Source organism: Flavobacterium riviphilum, from assembly GCF_055231795.1.
The window spans coordinates 75,704-91,923 of record NZ_JBUYSY010000005.1; the positions used below are offsets into that span (position 1 = coordinate 75,704).

General features: G+C 33.8%; 16 protein-coding genes and 1 other RNA gene. 11 read left to right on the forward strand and 6 right to left on the reverse strand.

Going from position 1 to position 16,220, the window contains the following annotated elements; translation table 11 throughout:
- The first annotated feature begins 174 nt into the window (after nt 1-174).
- From ACZIX2_RS07225 to rny, 4 genes are all read left to right on the forward strand, one after another.
- Nucleotides 175-465 carry a hypothetical protein gene (locus ACZIX2_RS07225; RefSeq protein ID WP_463339420.1) on the forward strand — a complete coding sequence of 97 codons (291 nt, stop codon included), beginning with the start codon at nt 175-177 and terminating at the stop codon, nt 463-465.
- A 2-nt stretch (nt 466-467) separates the two neighbouring features.
- Nucleotides 468-758 carry a cell division protein ZapA gene (locus ACZIX2_RS07230; RefSeq protein ID WP_463339421.1) on the forward strand — a complete coding sequence of 97 codons (291 nt, stop codon included), beginning with the start codon at nt 468-470 and terminating at the stop codon, nt 756-758.
- 55 nt (nt 759-813) lie between these two features.
- Nucleotides 814-920, forward strand: a non-coding RNA gene (gene ssrS, locus ACZIX2_RS07235) — 6S RNA.
- 50 nt (nt 921-970) lie between these two features.
- Nucleotides 971-2,536 carry a ribonuclease Y gene (gene rny / locus ACZIX2_RS07240; protein WP_463339422.1) on the forward strand — a complete coding sequence of 522 codons (1,566 nt, stop codon included), beginning with the start codon at nt 971-973 and terminating at the stop codon, nt 2,534-2,536.
- Nucleotides 2,537-3,049: 513 nt separating this feature from the next.
- On the opposite strand, the gene ACZIX2_RS07245 is transcribed toward rny, so the two are convergent.
- Nucleotides 3,050-3,952 (reverse strand): site-specific tyrosine recombinase, encoded by a 903-nt coding sequence (locus ACZIX2_RS07245; protein ID WP_463339423.1) that lies wholly within the window; start codon nt 3,950-3,952, stop codon nt 3,050-3,052.
- A gap of 193 nt (nt 3,953-4,145) precedes the next feature.
- On the opposite strand from ACZIX2_RS07245, the gene aroQ reads away from it, so the two are divergent.
- Nucleotides 4,146-4,559, forward strand: a complete 414-nt coding sequence (gene aroQ / locus ACZIX2_RS07250; RefSeq protein WP_463339424.1) for a type II 3-dehydroquinate dehydratase — start codon at nt 4,146-4,148, stop codon at nt 4,557-4,559.
- A gap of 120 nt (nt 4,560-4,679) precedes the next feature.
- Nucleotides 4,680-7,208 carry a DUF5686 and carboxypeptidase regulatory-like domain-containing protein gene (locus tag ACZIX2_RS07255; RefSeq protein ID WP_463339425.1) on the forward strand — a complete coding sequence of 843 codons (2,529 nt, stop codon included), beginning with the start codon at nt 4,680-4,682 and terminating at the stop codon, nt 7,206-7,208.
- Nucleotides 7,209-7,228: 20 nt separating this feature from the next.
- Here ACZIX2_RS07255 and ACZIX2_RS07260 read toward each other — a convergent pair whose 3' ends face one another.
- The 4 genes from ACZIX2_RS07260 to ACZIX2_RS07275 form a co-directional block, all read right to left on the reverse strand.
- A complete protein-coding gene (locus ACZIX2_RS07260; protein ID WP_463339426.1) occupies nt 7,229-8,095 on the reverse strand; it encodes a cation diffusion facilitator family transporter in 867 nt (288 codons plus the stop codon).
- Nucleotides 8,096-8,174: 79 nt separating this feature from the next.
- Nucleotides 8,175-9,485 (reverse strand): UDP-N-acetylglucosamine 1-carboxyvinyltransferase, encoded by a 1,311-nt coding sequence (gene murA, locus ACZIX2_RS07265; RefSeq protein WP_463339427.1) that lies wholly within the window; start codon nt 9,483-9,485, stop codon nt 8,175-8,177.
- A 41-nt stretch (nt 9,486-9,526) separates the two neighbouring features.
- The gene (locus tag ACZIX2_RS07270; protein ID WP_463339428.1) at nt 9,527-10,243 is read right to left on the reverse strand and encodes a DUF4290 domain-containing protein; all 717 of its coding nucleotides are present in this window, start codon (nt 10,241-10,243) and stop codon (nt 9,527-9,529) included.
- Between the two features lie 2 nt (nt 10,244-10,245).
- Entirely contained in the window at nt 10,246-10,542 is a 297-nt protein-coding gene (locus ACZIX2_RS07275) for a DUF493 family protein (protein ID WP_463339429.1), read from the reverse strand.
- Between the two features lie 271 nt (nt 10,543-10,813).
- Between ACZIX2_RS07275 and ACZIX2_RS07280 the strand changes: the two genes are divergently transcribed.
- The 5 genes from ACZIX2_RS07280 (at nt 10,814) to ACZIX2_RS07300 (ending at nt 15,374) form a co-directional block, all read left to right on the forward strand.
- A complete protein-coding gene (locus ACZIX2_RS07280; RefSeq protein WP_463339430.1) occupies nt 10,814-11,374 on the forward strand; it encodes an AAA family ATPase in 561 nt (186 codons plus the stop codon).
- 26 nt (nt 11,375-11,400) lie between these two features.
- Entirely contained in the window at nt 11,401-13,293 is a 1,893-nt protein-coding gene (locus tag ACZIX2_RS07285; RefSeq protein ID WP_463339431.1) for a RecQ family ATP-dependent DNA helicase, read from the forward strand.
- 1 nt (nt 13,294) lies between these two features.
- Nucleotides 13,295-14,242: a methionyl-tRNA formyltransferase gene (gene fmt, locus ACZIX2_RS07290; RefSeq protein WP_463339432.1), complete on the forward strand. Its 948-nt coding sequence runs from the start codon at nt 13,295-13,297 to the stop codon at nt 14,240-14,242.
- A gap of 177 nt (nt 14,243-14,419) precedes the next feature.
- The gene (locus ACZIX2_RS07295; RefSeq protein ID WP_200107302.1) at nt 14,420-14,692 is read left to right on the forward strand and encodes an HU family DNA-binding protein; all 273 of its coding nucleotides are present in this window, start codon (nt 14,420-14,422) and stop codon (nt 14,690-14,692) included.
- A gap of 121 nt (nt 14,693-14,813) precedes the next feature.
- Nucleotides 14,814-15,374, forward strand: coding sequence for a YqgE/AlgH family protein (locus ACZIX2_RS07300; RefSeq protein ID WP_463339433.1), 561 nt, complete (start codon nt 14,814-14,816; stop codon nt 15,372-15,374).
- Here ACZIX2_RS07300 and ACZIX2_RS07305 read toward each other — a convergent pair.
- Nucleotides 15,371-16,210 (reverse strand): aminotransferase class IV, encoded by an 840-nt coding sequence (locus ACZIX2_RS07305; RefSeq protein WP_463339434.1) that lies wholly within the window; start codon nt 16,208-16,210, stop codon nt 15,371-15,373. The two genes, ACZIX2_RS07300 and ACZIX2_RS07305, sit on opposite strands and share 4 nt — an antisense overlap.
- Nucleotides 16,211-16,220 lie beyond the last annotated feature (10 nt).

Here is a 16,220-nt window from a genome sequence, read left to right on the forward strand (position 1 = left end):
TTTACTTTCAGCTAAGTTAAGTAAAAGAGGTAAAAATACGACCAAAAAAAACAATACGCTATACTATTGGTTAATAAAGTGTTAGTTGTTTTTAAAAGAAAAAATCAAATAAAACGTTGTAATAATAAAAAGGAATACTAACTTTGTATGATTAAGAAATGATTGGATTCAAGGATGAGTGTAATTGCAGAAATAATTGATACTCTTGAAATTAAAATAGCTCGGCTTTTTTCTAAGATACAACTTTTACAAAAAAACGAACTAGAATTAAAGGCAAAAATATCAGAATCAACAGCAATCATAGCCCAACAGTCGCATGAAATAGATCGACTGCAAAAGCAAAATGAGGCACTCAAATTTGCCAATTCATTATTAGGCAGTGAGGATAATAAAAGAGATACAAAGCTGAAAATAAATTCATTAATTCGTGAAATTGATTCCTGTATAGCCCAGCTATCAGAATAACCATGAAAGAAAAGCTTAAAATAAAAATATCAGTTGCAGATAGAGTATACCCTCTAACGGTAGACGCTAACCAAGAAGAAGGCTTAAGAAGTGCTTCGAAAAAGATTGATATGATGATTAAGCAATTTGAAGAAAATTATGCGGTTCGAGACAAGCAAGATGTACTTGCCATGTGTGCACTACAATTTGCTGCTCAGGTGGAACAAAAACAGATTGACAAAACATTGGATAATAGTAACACTATCGACCGATTGCAAAAAATCAATTTGATATTAGACCAATATCTCGATTAAATACGTTCTTTACAAAAAATTAAGATACTGCCTACATTAGTTTTTATTTTGATAAACTCAACACTAACAAATTAAAATGAGCGAATCATCGTTACTATAGCAAGCCAATTCAGTTTGGAAGCTTGAACAGCGAGTTAGCTCAAAACTTGTCTTTTCGAGTTTATACAAACCCACTAATGTAGGTTTTTTTTATATAAATAACTCAAACACCAATGGATAGTACATTATTAATTATCATTTCAGGAATCATAGGAGTAGCCATAGGTTTTGGCGTAGCCAAAATCATTGAAAAAAGTAACATTTCTAACTTAATCAAAAATGCGAAAAAAGAAGCTGCTTCTATCTTAAAAGATGCCTCTTTTGAAGCTGAAAACATTAAAAAAGATAAAATTCTTCAAGCTAAAGAAAAATTTATCGAATTAAAATCAGAACACGAACAAGTGATTTTGGCTCGCGACAAAAAAGTAGCAGAAGTAGAAAAAAGAATACGCGACAAAGAATCGCAAGTATCTAACGAACTTTCTAAAGCCAAAAAAATCAACGAAGATTTTGAAAACAAAAAAGCGGAATACCAAGCCAAAATAGATGTTTTAGACAAAAAACAGGCTGAAGTAGAAAAATTGCACCGTAGCCAACTCGAACAACTTGAGGTAATTTCAGGTTTATCTGCTGAAGAAGCCAAAGAACAACTTGTTGAAGGTTTAAAAGCTGAGGCAAAATCGAAAGCAATGTCTCACATTCAAGATACAATCGAAGAAGCCAAACTTACAGCCCAACAAGAAGCTAAAAAAATCATCATCAACACCATTCAACGTGTAGGTACCGAAGAAGCTGTAGAAAACTGCGTATCCGTTTTCAATATCGAATCGGATGATGTAAAAGGAAGAATTATTGGTCGAGAAGGACGAAACATCAGAGCCTTAGAAGCAGCAACAGGTGTAGAGATTATTGTAGACGATACTCCTGAGGCAATTATTTTATCTTGTTTTGACCCTGTTCGTAGAGAAATTGCTCGATTATCTTTGCATAAATTGGTTACGGACGGCCGAATTCACCCTGCTAGAATTGAAGAAGTGGTTGCCAAAACCACCAAACAAATTGATGATGAAATCATTGAAGTAGGAAAAAGAACTGTTATCGACTTAGGAATTCATGGACTACACCCTGAACTAATCAAAGTTGTAGGTCGTATGAAATACCGATCTTCTTACGGTCAAAATCTTTTACAACACTCTCGAGAAGTTTCCAAGTTGTGTGGTATTATGGCTGCCGAATTAGGCCTTAATGTTAAACTAGCGAAAAGAGCTGGACTATTACACGATATCGGTAAAGTTCCTGACACAGAAAGTGATTTACCACACGCATTATTAGGGATGCAGTGGGCTGAAAAATATGGTGAAAAAGAAGAGGTTTGCAACGCTATTGGAGCTCACCATGATGAGATTGAGATGAAATCCTTACTTTCTCCAATCATTCAAGTTTGTGACGCTATTTCAGGAGCAAGACCTGGCGCAAGAAGACAAGTTTTAGATTCATACATTCAACGCCTTAAAGACCTTGAAGAAGTAGCTTACGGCTTCAACGGTGTTAAAAATGCCTACGCAATTCAAGCGGGTAGAGAACTTCGTGTTATTGTTGAAAGTGAAAAAGTGAGCGATGAAAATGCTGCTACTTTATCATTTGAAATTTCTCAAAAAATTCAAACAGAAATGACTTACCCAGGACAAGTCAAAGTAACTGTTATTAGAGAAACAAGAGCTGTAAATATTGCTAAATAATTACATTTGATATAATCATAAAAAAATGGCTTTCTTTGAAAGCCATTTTTTTTTATAGTATCACTCCATTTATCCCCCGATTTCCTTTTGCCTTTTCTTAAAATAAAGCCGAAAAGTAGTTCCAATACCCAAGATGCTTTCAACTTCAATTTTTCCTCCCATATTTTCAATTTGGTTTTTCGTCAAATACAAACCAACTTCTTAGACATCCTTTTTTTTATGAAAATTTTTAATTGAACAAAATTGAATAAAATTTATTGTAGTAAACCAAAGGCATCCTTAAAAAATTATTAGCTTTTTACGTTTACATTCAAATCGGATTAGAAAGCTAATTTTGGGTAGATTATTAATCAAACTTTCATGAAGTTGATTCAAGTTTTCTAGTACTCTATTGTTTGCAAATAATTACACATTGTTACTTAGGAATAATTTAAAACCATCTTAAAGAAAAAATCAACATGGATAAAGAGTTAAAGTAATTGACAATCCCAAACTAGATTATAAAATAAATGACTATTTATTATTTCTAGGATGATAATTGTGTATTACTTGTTTCAAAAATTTACGATCCAAATGAACATAAATTTCAGTAGTAGTTATGGATTCGTGCCCCAACATTAATTGAATAGAACGCAAATCTGCACCATTTTCAAGTAAATGAGTTGCAAAAGAATGCCGAAACGTATGTGGGCTTATTTTTTTATTGAGCTCAATTAAATCAGCCAATTGATTTATGATAGTAAAAATCATAGCACGGGTTAGCTGTCTTCCTCGACGATTTAAAAACAAAGTGTCTTCAAATCCTTTTTGAATGGGCACATGCAACCTACATTGTTCTTTATAAATCAAGATGTATTTTTGTGCCGTTTCGCTTATCGGAACAAATCGTTCTTTATTGCCTTTTCCTCTAACTTTGATAAACCCTTCCTCAAAAAACAAATCAGAAATTTTAAGCTGAACCAATTCGGATACTCGAAGCCCACAACCATATAACGTCTCAAGCATTGCTCGATTGCGCTCTCCTTCAATAGTACTCAAATCTATAGCCAATATCAAATCATCAATCTCCGAAACTGATAAAGTATCTGGCAATTTTCTACCCAATCTAGGCGTTTCGATCAATGCCATTGGCGTATCATCACGTAAATCTTCAAAAACTAAATAGGAAAAAAAACTTTTTAGTCCTGATATGATTCGGGCTTGAGAACGTGCATTCACCTCCTTAGAAACAGCATAAATAAAATCTTGTATATGCTCTTCATTAATTACTAACGGACTTACATTTATTCTATTTTCTTCCAAAAAAAGGCACAATCGCTCCAAATCAAAAGTATAATTAGCAACCGTATTGGCTGATAATCCCCTTTCGATTTTAAGATAGGATTGATAATTTTTAATATAGGTACTCCAATTCATGTAAAGCAAAAATACAACAAATTTTACTTAGAAGTTAACCAACAATGCTATGTCTTAACTCTAAAATGCTTAAGTCTTTCTAAAGACGGATAAATACACCTATGTTGTTTTTTTTTAAAAAACAAACCTACATTTTTACTCGCTATCATTTAAATTTATTAAAAGTGTTTCCTATTTTTACAAAAAAAAGATTATGCAAATTGCGATTATTAATGGACCAAACCTCAACTTATTAGGCAAAAGAGAACCCGAGATTTATGGCAGCCTAACTTTTGAAGATTATTTAGTTACCCTAAAAGAAAAATTTCCTTCCATAACTTTTACCTATTTTCAAAGCAACATTGAAGGCGAATTAATTGATAAAATTCAAGAATTTGGGTTTTCCTACACAGGCATCATTTTGAATGCAGGGGCCTACACACACACTTCTGTAGGTATAGGTGACGCTGTTAAAGCCGTAACAACACCTGTTGTGGAAGTACATATTTCAAACACTTTTTCCAGAGAAAGCTTCCGCCATCAATCTTACATCTCTGGTAATGCTAAAGGAGTGATCCTTGGTTTTGGATTGAAAAGCTACGAATTAGCCATAGCCTCTTTCTTATAATTGACATAATTTTAACCGTAATAATTTTAACAAATTTTTAATATGTAAGTTTTTTCATCTGTGTAATTTTACTAAAACACAATTTGTCACGCCTTTAACTTTAGTTCTTTTAAACTAACAATGAAGTCAACAGGCGAAAAACAAGGTAAAAAAGCAATTCATTTGAAAAAATTTTACATTTTAACTCTTCTAATTACTACTTCCTTTTTTGCTCAAATTAAAGGCAAGATTACCGACGACAAAGGCCAACCGCTGTCTTATGTTTCCGTTAATATTCAAAACGCTTACACCGGAACTACTTCAAACGAAAAAGGGGAATACGAACTTTTTTTAAAAAACAAAGGCGAACACACCTTGCTTTTTCAATACTTAGGATTTAAAACGGTAAAAAAAACGATACAATTTGACCAACAACCTTTTGTTCTTAATATCCAAATGACTGAGGAAAACTTCAACTTAAACGAAGTTATCATTACCACCAAGAACAATCCGGCCAACTCCATCATCAAAAACGCAATTAAAGCCCGAAAAAACAATACGGAAAAAACAGCGCGATTTACCGCTGATTTTTATTCACGTGGCATGTTTACCATTAAAAATTTACCCAATAAGATTCTGGGTATGAAAATCGATATGCCGGAAACTATGAGTGCAAATCTCGACTCTACCGGAAGTGGCATCTTGTATCTTTCGGAAACAGTTTCAAAAATTTCATACGAAAAACCGAATCATTTCAAAGAAAAAATTATAGCTTCAAAAATTTCAGGAAACGACAAAGGCTTTAGCTATAATACTGCTCTTTCTTCCTTTTATGATTTCTATGAAAATACGGTTGATTTGAATGTAAAAATGATTTCACCTATTGCCTCTAATGCTTTTGAATATTATAAGTTCAAATTGGAAAGTACTTTTACCGATGAAAACCATCAACTAATCAATAAAATAAAAATAATTCCATTACGCGATAAAGAACCTGTTTTTGAAGGATACATTTATATAGTAGAAGATAGTTGGGCAATATATGCTGTAGACTTAGACATTAAAGGGTATCGAATGCGGAATGAATTCACCGAAAAAATGGTGCTTCAGCAAAATTTCAATTTCAATTCCAACACTAAAATATGGAGTAAAAACTTACAAATATTATCTTTTACCGCCGGATTTATGGGTATTTCATTTTCTGGAAAATTCAACTACATCTATAGCAATTATGATTTTCCTAAATATTTTGACAAATCTACATTTGGGAATGAAATTGTAAGTTTTGAACTCAATGCAAACAAAAAAGAAAACAGTTATTGGCAAACCATAAGACCCATTCCTTTAACTATAGAGGAAAGTCAAGATTATCAAAAAAAAGACAGTCTTCAAACACTTCGTAATAGCAAAACCTATCTGGATTCTATTGATAAAAAAAACAACAAATTTCAACTTACAGCTCCAATTGTAGGATATGCTTACAAAAACAGCTTCGAAAAATGGTCTTTCAACTATAGTGGTTTGCTAAACATGAAATCATTTAATTTTAACACGGTTCAAGGATACCATTTAGACTCAGAAATAAAATTTAAAAAATGGGACGATAATTCAGGAAAGATCTCGTCATTAGCTTCTAATTTTAACTATGGATTTTCAGAAAACAAATTGCGAATTTCGGGCATTTTTAGTCATCGATTTAACAATCAAAATTATGCTACACTCGAAATCAAGGGTGGATCGATTGTAAAACAATTCAACGAAAACAACCCTATTAGTGCTTTTGTAAACTCTATAAGTTCTTTATTTTTCAAAGAAAATTACCTTAAACTCTATCAACAAAAGTTTATTGCTGCTAGTTATTTTCAAGATATTGCCAACGGCATCAGCTTATACGGCAATATCAATTATATGCTACGTTCTCCATTGTTTAACACAACCCTTCAAACATTTATTAAAAATGACAAACTTTATACTTCAAATAATCCTTTGGCTCCTAGCGATTATTCAACTCCTGCTTTCACAACTCACAACCTAGTAAAAGCCAACATTAATTGCCGCATAAATCTAGGCAATCAATACATTTCACGTCCAGATGGAAGATTTAATATTCGCAACGAAAAACTGCCTTCTATTTACTTCTTCTTCGAAAAAACATTTGCAGGAAGCGATAAAAAATATGAATACGACTTTCTTGGAACTCGTATAGAATATGATTTAGCTTTAGCTAATAAAGGGATTTTGGGACTTCAGGCAAAATCTGGAAAATTTTGGAATGCCGATCAAATTGCTTTTATGGATTACAAACATTTCAATGGTAATCAAACCTACATTGGTATAACCGATCGATATTTGAATGTTTTCAATCTCTTGCCCTATTATTCAAACAGTACAAACAATGCGTATTTTGAATGGCACTCAGAATACAACGATCAGGGGTATATTATGAATAAAATTCCTTTACTCAATTTACTCAAAACAAACTTAATTGTAGGCTTTCACAATCTATCATTACCCAATCAAAAACCTTATTTCGAAACAAGTATTGGTTTAGACAACATTGGTTTTGGAAAATTCCGTCAATTGCGATTGGATTATGTTCGCTCTTATCAAAGTGGACAACAAAGGGACGGTATTGTTTTTGGACTTAAATTTCTAAACCTTTTAGACTAGAAAAAACAACGAAGGTTTGGTCAATTGGGTTCAACATGAATTAAAACATGACCTAAAGAAGGAATTTTGGACCGCAAAGTGTCTTTCAAATCATGTGCAATTTCATGTCCTTCTCTAACAGAAATGGTACCATCAACTCTTGCGTGTAAGTCCACATGAAATTGCATTCCTGCTTTTCTGATGAAACATTTTTCGGTATCTACAATTCCTGGTACAGTCAAAGCCACTGCACGGATTTCATCTACTAATTCATGATGAAAATGCTCATCCATAATTTCACTCAAAGCTGGTCTAAATATTTTATAGCAATTATAAAGAATAAAAAAGGAAGCAAATAAAGCTGCCCAATCATCAGCGGTTTCATATCCTTTACCAAAATACAATGCAATTGCAATTCCAATAAATGCTGCAACCGACGTAATCGCATCGCTTCTATGATGCCAAGCATCTGCTTTCAAAGAAGAACTATTGGTTTCTTTACTTTTACGCATGACCACCTGAAACGAATACTCTTTCCAAAGAATTATTGCTCCCAAAACATACAGCGTCCATGATTTGGGCAATGCATGAGGGGTGCCAATGTTTTGAATACTTTCATAAGCAATAATAGTTGCCGAAGTAATTAAAAAACCCACTACTATAAAAGTAACCAAAGGCTCAGCCCTTCCATGTCCGTAAGGATGATTTTCATCGGCAGGTTTATTGGCATATTTAATACCAAAAAGCACTAAAAAAGAAGCAAAAATATCTGTAGTGGATTCGATAGCATCAGCAATCAACGCATACGAATTACCAAAAAAACCAGCAGTCCCTTTTATAATTGCTAGCAAAGTATTTCCTATTATACTGAAGTAGGTTGCTTGTATCGCTTTTTGTTCTTGGGTCATTCTCTTTCATTTAAAAAAAATCGTTTAAATTGGTCTTGATAACCAAAACCAATTTAAACGACAATAAATAATTAAAGGCTTAAGCTCTTACAATGTTAGCGCCAATAGCTCTTAGACGCTCATCAATACGCTCATAACCTCTATCAATTTGCTCAATATTTTGAATGGTACTTGTACCTTTTGCGGATAGAGCGGCAATTAAAAGAGAAATACCTGCACGAATATCTGGAGAAGACATCGTAGTAGCTTTTAATTGTGATTTAAAATCATGCCCAATTACCACAGCACGGTGCGGATCACAAAGGATGATTTTCGCTCCCATGTCGATAAGTTTATCTACGAAAAACAAACGACTTTCAAACATTTTTTGATGGATCAGAACATCGCCTTTGGCTTGAGTAGCCACCACCAATATAATACTCAATAAATCAGGAGTAAAACCAGGCCATGGAGCATCGGCTATTGTTAAAATAGAACCATCTATATCGGTTTTTACTTCGTAACCATCAAGATGCGCTGGAATAAAAATATCATCACCTTTTCTTTCTATAGTAATTCCTAATTTTCTAAAAACATTAGGAATAACTCCAAGATTATCCCAACTTACATTTTTGATTGTAATTTCGGACTTAGTCATAGCCGCTAGTCCAATCCAAGATCCAATTTCAATCATATCAGGAAGAATACGGTGTTCGCACCCTCCAAGTTGCTCCACTCCTTCAATAGTTAAAAGATTCGAACCTATCCCTGAGATGTTGGCTCCCATAGCATTAAGCATTTTACATAGCTGTTGCAAATAAGGCTCACAAGCAGCATTGTAAATGGTCGTAGTTCCTTTAGCCAAAACTGCAGCCATCACAATATTTGCCGTACCTGTTACCGATGCTTCATCGAGCAACATATAAGTACCTGTTAGTCCTTCTGGAGCTTCAACACCATAAAAATGATCTTCTCTTCTATAACGGAAAGTAGCTCCTAAATTAATAAATCCTTCAAAATGAGTATCCAACCTTCTTCTTCCTATTTTATCTCCTCCAGGTTTTGGAATATAACCTCTTCCAAAACGAGCCAATAATGGACCAACAATCATAATTGACCCTCTAAGAGATCCACCTTCTTTTTTGAAAGCTTCGGTTTCAAGATAGCCCATATTTACCTCATCGGCTTGAAAAGTTATGGACCCACTTCCGTTTTTTTGGATTTTAACTCCTAGATTACCCAATAATGTAATCAACTTATTGATATCGATAATATCAGGAATATTATTGATAGTTACTTTTTCTGAGGTTAGCAATACCGCACATAAAATTTGTAACGCTTCGTTTTTCGCTCCTTGAGGAGTTATTTCTCCCTTTAATTGAATTCCTCCTTCGATTTTAAAAACACTCATGTCTCTGTATTTAATTTAGAATGTTGAATAATGCTCAACAATTACTTTTTCTTATTTTGATTTTTATGAATTGGAGCTTTGCCCGATTTATTTTTATTGTTTTGATTTTTTTGTTGATTTGAAGAACTGGTTTTATTCGACATTTTTTTATTGGTTCGCAACAAATCATTGGTCCCCAAAAGTTCTTCATTACTCTGCAACAAATTCAATTTGCCATTAGACAACTCTAATAAATGTTCAAAAATGACATCATCTTTTACCGTATCTTTATTCCAACTCAAATACGATTTTTTCATATGATTAGCAATCACTTTTACTAGAGCACTTTTTAACTCTCCATCTTCCCATTCGTTTGCCACATCAATCATGTACTTGATATTATTCCCATAATATCGATACTTAGGGTAGTTTTGAGGATAATGTAACGGGGCTGGTTTTAATTGCAACACTTCTCGAGATGGTATAGGATAGGGCGAATCGACTACCAATCGAAAATCTGAAATGATAAAAAGTTGATCCCACAATTTATGCTGAAAATCAGGAACATCCCTCAAATGAGGATTTAAACTTCCCATCACCTGAATGATGTATTTTGCCGCTTTGTTACGCTCTTCTAGATTTTCGATTGCAATGGCTTGCTCTATCAATTTTTGCAAATGACGCCCATATTCTGGAATAATCAGTGGTTGTCGTTCAGAATTATACTCTAAATGACACACTACATCATTTGCATTTTCTTTTATATATTTTTCCATCATGTTTATAAGGATACAATGCCTTCTATCGTAGAAAGTTCTTGGTATTTCTCAATAATTTCTTGAGAATTCTTCATAGTTACATCAACCGAAACACTTGTAAATTTTCCTGTTTTGGACTTGGTTGTTTTGATAACAGCTCCCATGCAATTAAAAGCTTCTTCTACTTTTTTAACATTTTCTTGCAGAGATGGGACAATAAATTTAAATAAATATTCCGCTGGCCAAGTATTACTATTATCTAGTTCAACTTGCAAACGCTCATAAAATTCGGCAATTTCTCTTTCTCTATCTTTATCCATTACTTTTTAAAATAAACGCAAATATACGGTTTTGATGATAGATATTCGAATTTCACTATAGGTTTTAGGATTTTTTTAAAAAAACAAGTTGTACTAAAATAAATACTTGTTTTGTTTCGCACATTTTCACTTGACACTTTGATCTGCATTGCATTTTTCCTAATTTTTACTTTGCTCCACAACCTAGAAAAACACGATTCTAAAAAACCACTTAATATTTTTTTTAAATTACCAATAAGTTTAGGTAAATTTGCATTTTTATTTCAAAATCGTGCAAAAAGAAATTATCGTAATCATTGGTGGTCCAGGCACAGGTAAGTCAACCATTATAAATCAACTAGTTAAACTAGGCTATTGCTGTTATCCAGAAATTTCAAGACAAGTAACAGTTGAGGCTCAAAAAATGGGAATTGACCAACTTTTTCTGGAAGACCCTTTACTTTTCAGCGAAAAACTTCTCGAAGGAAGAATCAAGCAATTTCACGATGCAAAAAAAGAAAACCATCCAGTTGTATTCATTGACCGAGGTATTCCTGATGTAGTAGCTTATTTGAATTATATTGGAGACGACTACCCTCCACATTTTGAAGAAGCATGCATGAATTGCAACTATTCTAAAATTTTCATGCTCCCCCCTTGGGAAGAAATTTACGAAAGTGATAACGAACGTTATGAAGATTTTGCACAATCAGAAGAAATCTTTCATCATCTCAAAAAGACTTACGAAAGTTACGGTTACGAACTTATTGAAGTTCCAAAAGATACTGTAGATAACCGAATTCTTTTTATCTTGGACAGAATTTCCAACAAACCTTCGCAACCTACAAACTGATTGTCGGTTGCAACGACATTTAATTCATGCAAGAGGCATTACAAATTCTTAAGCAATATTGGCAGCACAACAGCTTTCGATCCTTACAAGAAGAAATCATAACTTCTGTCCTGAAAGGCAATGATACTGTAGCAATATTACCAACCGGTGGCGGAAAATCAATTTGTTTTCAAGTTCCTGCATTAATGACCGATGGTATATGCTTGGTCATTTCACCACTAGTTGCGTTGATGAAAGATCAAGTTGCCAATTTACAAAAAAGAAACATCAAAGCCATTGCGCTCACAGGAGGCATCCCTACAGAGGAGCTTATTGATTTGTTAGACAATTGTCAATATGGCAATTATAAATTTTTATACCTTTCGCCTGAACGCCTTCAAATTGATTGGATTATCAATCGCATAAAAGATTTACCAATAAACTTCATCGCAATAGACGAAGCACATTGTGTTTCGCAATGGGGTCACGATTTTCGACCTTCATATTTAAAAATCAACCAACTCAAACAATTTTTTCCAAAAATCCCTTTTATAGCACTAACCGCAACTGCCACCCCTAAGGTAAAAGAAGACATCATCCAAGATCTGAATTTAAAAACACCCGCTGTTTTTCAAAAGTCTTTTGCCAGACCCAATTTGGCCTATATGGTTTTTGATGTAGAAGACAAACTACACCGCATAGAACAAATTCTTACTAAAAATCCAGAACCTAGTATCATATATGTGCGTAATCGAAAATCTTGTTTAGATATCGCGTTCCAACTTAATGCTTTAGGCTTCAAAGCCACTTACTATCACGGCGGCTTATCCTATAAGGAAAAAGAAAAAAACATGAAAAGTTGGATGACCGAAGAAAATCGAATAATCGTTGCAACAAATGCATTTGGCATGGGTATCGACAAGCCTAATGTTAAAACCGTAATACACATTCAATTACCTGAAAATCTCGAAAACTACTATCAAGAAGCAGGGAGGGCCGGAAGAGACAACAATAAAGCCTACGCCATATTACTCAATAGCCCATCAGACCCTATCCGCGCACAATCCCAATTTGTAAACAATTTACCCGATCGCTCTTTCTTAAATTTGATGTTTAAGAAATTGTGCAATTATTTTCAAATTGCTTACGGCGAAGGCATTCATGAACGATTTGGATTTAATTTGAATCATTTCTGTACCAAATATCAATTTCCGATACTGAAAACTTTTCAATCATTGCAATTTTTAGACCAACAAGGTATTATAACATTGTCACAAGAGTATTCAGAAAAAATAACAATTCAGTTTTTAATTCCTTCCAAGGAGGTAATTCGCTATATCAGTTTACATCCTAACGAAGAAGACTATCTACTGACCTTACTTAGAACTTACCCTGGAATATACGAAATACCCACCTCCATTAATCTTTCTTTGCTTGCCAAAAAAACCAACACAACCGAAGCAACGATTCATAGCATTTTACAAAATTTAAGTAAAAACAACATCATTAGTTACCAAGCCAAAAACAATGATGCCACACTTATTTTTAATGAAATTCGCGAAGACGAACACACAATTAATCGTGTAATAAAATATCTAAATCAACAAAATCAAAACAAAAAAAGCCAGCTAGACGCAGTAATCAATTACGTTCAAGATCAAAAGCACTGCAAAAACCAAATACTATTAGGTTATTTTGGCGAAAAAACACACCAATCCTGCGGTACTTGCTCCTATTGCATCGCTCAAGCAACTCCCAAAAAGCCAAACACTTCGCTAACTTCCATCATACTTAATCTTTTAAAAGATAAAAATTTAGATTCAAGAGAAATCGAAAAAAACACCAATGAAAGCCCAGAGGCTATTATCTTTGCACTTCAATCATTATTAGAAGACAATAAAATTCAAATTCTTTCCAACAATAAATATTCTTTACAATAGCATGAAAAAATTACGAATTGTTTTTATGGGCACTCCTGATTTTGCCGTAGGTATTTTAGACGCTATACTTCAACACCACTATGAAGTAGTAGGAGTGATTACAGCAACCGACAAGCCTGCAGGAAGAGGTCAAAAGATTCATCAATCTGCCGTAAAAGAATATACCATAGCAAAAGGACTTCCAATCTTACAACCTAATAATTTAAAAGATGAAACTTTTTTAGCAGAATTAAAGGCTTTAAATGCCAATCTGCAAGTTGTTGTAGCTTTTAGAATGCTACCCAAAGTCGTTTGGGCAATGCCTGAATTGGGCACCTTCAACCTTCATGCTTCTTTACTTCCAAATTACAGAGGAGCTGCCCCCATCAATTGGGCCATTATCAATGGTGAAACACATACTGGGGTAACCACTTTTTTCATCGACGACAAAATAGATACTGGCGCCATGATTTTAAGCAAAAAGACCCCAATAGAACCGGACGAAAATGCTGGACAATTGCATGACAGACTCATCACTATTGGAGCTGAAACCGTTATTGAAACCCTAAAGCTTATTGAAAGCGACATGGCCCACACTACTGCCCAAGTCGAAACCACAACAGACAAAACAGCTTACAAACTGAATAAAGACAACTGCAAAATCGATTGGAATTTGCCTGGAGATTCGATTTACAATTTAATTCGAGGTCTATCTCCGTACCCTGCAGCATGGTGCGTTTTGAAAGATCAAGAAAAAGAGTATTCAATCAAAATTTATCATGCCAAAACCCAAAAAACACAACACTCCAACCATATTGGCCAAGTAATTTGCACCAAAAAAGAAATGAAAATTGCAGTACAAGATGGATACATTGAAATCTTAGAAATACAATTTCCTGGGAAAAAACGCATGAAAACTTCCGATTTACTCAACGGAGTAAGTTTTACAGATAATGCAATAGTGGAGTAAGACTAGCAAAAACAAGGATTTAAAGGATTTATTTAATTAAAAAGCTATCGTTTATCAACAAAAAAAACGAAGTTATTAACAAATTAAACTAAAATTAACTAAAACGCTTGCAAGGAACATAAATCCTACTAAATTTGTTATCATAACATTTTAACCAACAATTAATAACTATTTATTATGAACAAATCAGAATTAATCGACGCAATTGCAGCAGATGCAGGAATTACTAAAGCCGCTGCTAAATTAGCTCTAGAATCATTTTTAGGAAATGTAGGAGCAACTTTGAAAAAAGGTGGGAAAGTTTCATTAGTAGGTTTTGGTTCATGGTCTGTTTCTTCTAGAGCAGCTAGAGACGGTAGAAACCCACAAACTGGAAAAACGATTCAAATTGCTGCAAAAAATGTTGTAAAATTTAAAGCAGGAGCTGAATTAGAAGGCGCAGTAAACTAAAATACTGACTACAATACACAACCTTCCAATTGGAAGGTTTTTTTTTGCATTTTAACGATTTTTTTTTTTTTTTACCATAATTATGTAATAAATTCAATCTTAAATTTAAAAATTTCGAAAAATGATTACAGAAAAATTAAAAAAAGGGCGCTTGCTTGTAGCGGAACCTTCGTTGATAGGCGATTTATCTTTTAATAGATCTGTAATTTTATTAGCAGATCACAATCAGGAAGGCTCTATTGGGTTCATCATTAACAAACCATTGAAGTACACAATTCATGATTTAATCCCAGATATTGATGCAAAATTTAAAATTTACAATGGTGGTCCTGTTGAACAAGACAATCTCTATTTTATCCACAACATTCCTGAATTAATTCCTAATAGCATTGAAATCTCAAACGGCATTTATTGGGGCGGCGATTTCGAACACACAAAAGAGCTTATCAACGCAGGTCTTATAGGAAAAAACAACATTCGTTTTTTCCTAGGATATACTGGTTGGGACGAACATCAGCTAGAAGAAGAAATGGAGAGCAATTCATGGATTGTAGCCAAGAACTCCTACGAAAACAAAATCATCGGCAAATCAGCAACTCATTTTTGGAGAGAACAACTTATGGAAATTGGAGGAGACTATCTTATATGGTCTAACGCCCCTGAAAACCCTTATCTCAACTAATTTAACTCCAATATCTCGTTAAGCTTTTCAACTAATTGTCTAGCTGTATCCACAGAAAATTCCTTTTTACGGTATTTCGTAATAGGCTGAATTCCTTTCATTACATTAGTCACAAACAATTCCTCTGCTTTTTGCAACTCAAAAGGTGATATAGGCTGTTCGATTACATCAATCCCTAATTCGCTTTTGGCGATTTTAATTATTTGCTTTCTCATAACACCATTCAAACATCCTTCTGACAAGGGAGGCGTAATCAGCTTTCCGCCTGTTTTCATGAACAGATTTCCTTGCAGTGCTTCAGTTACATTTTTAGAATCATTTAAAAGCAAGCAATTATCCAAATCATTTTCTTTGGCATAAATACTACCGGTAATATGCACCATTTTATTAGTGGTTTTTAAAGTAGATAGCAGTTGCTTAGTAACATAAAAATCTTTGTAAAGATCCACTTCGTAAGAAACAGCATCAAAGCTATAAGCTTTTGCGTGCCAAGCTGAGGCTTGTATTGTATAGGAAATTGTATTTTGAGTTGGTAAGTACAAACCTCCTTCATTTCGATAAACTGTAATTCTAACCCTAGCAAGATCAGAAATTCCTAATGTATCAACAAGTGTTAGTATTTCAGTTTCTACAAATTCTGGAGTAAAATGCATCGGAATTTCCATGCGAACAATACGCATGCTTGCCATTAATCTAAAATAATGATCTTCAAAAAATAAGATCTTGCCATTGGCAATTTTTAAAGTTTCGAAAACCGCATCACCGTATAAAAAACCTCTGTTTTGTGCCAATGAATTGTTGGCTACCTCTTGAATCGATCCGTTCCAATTAATCATAAAAAAAGCC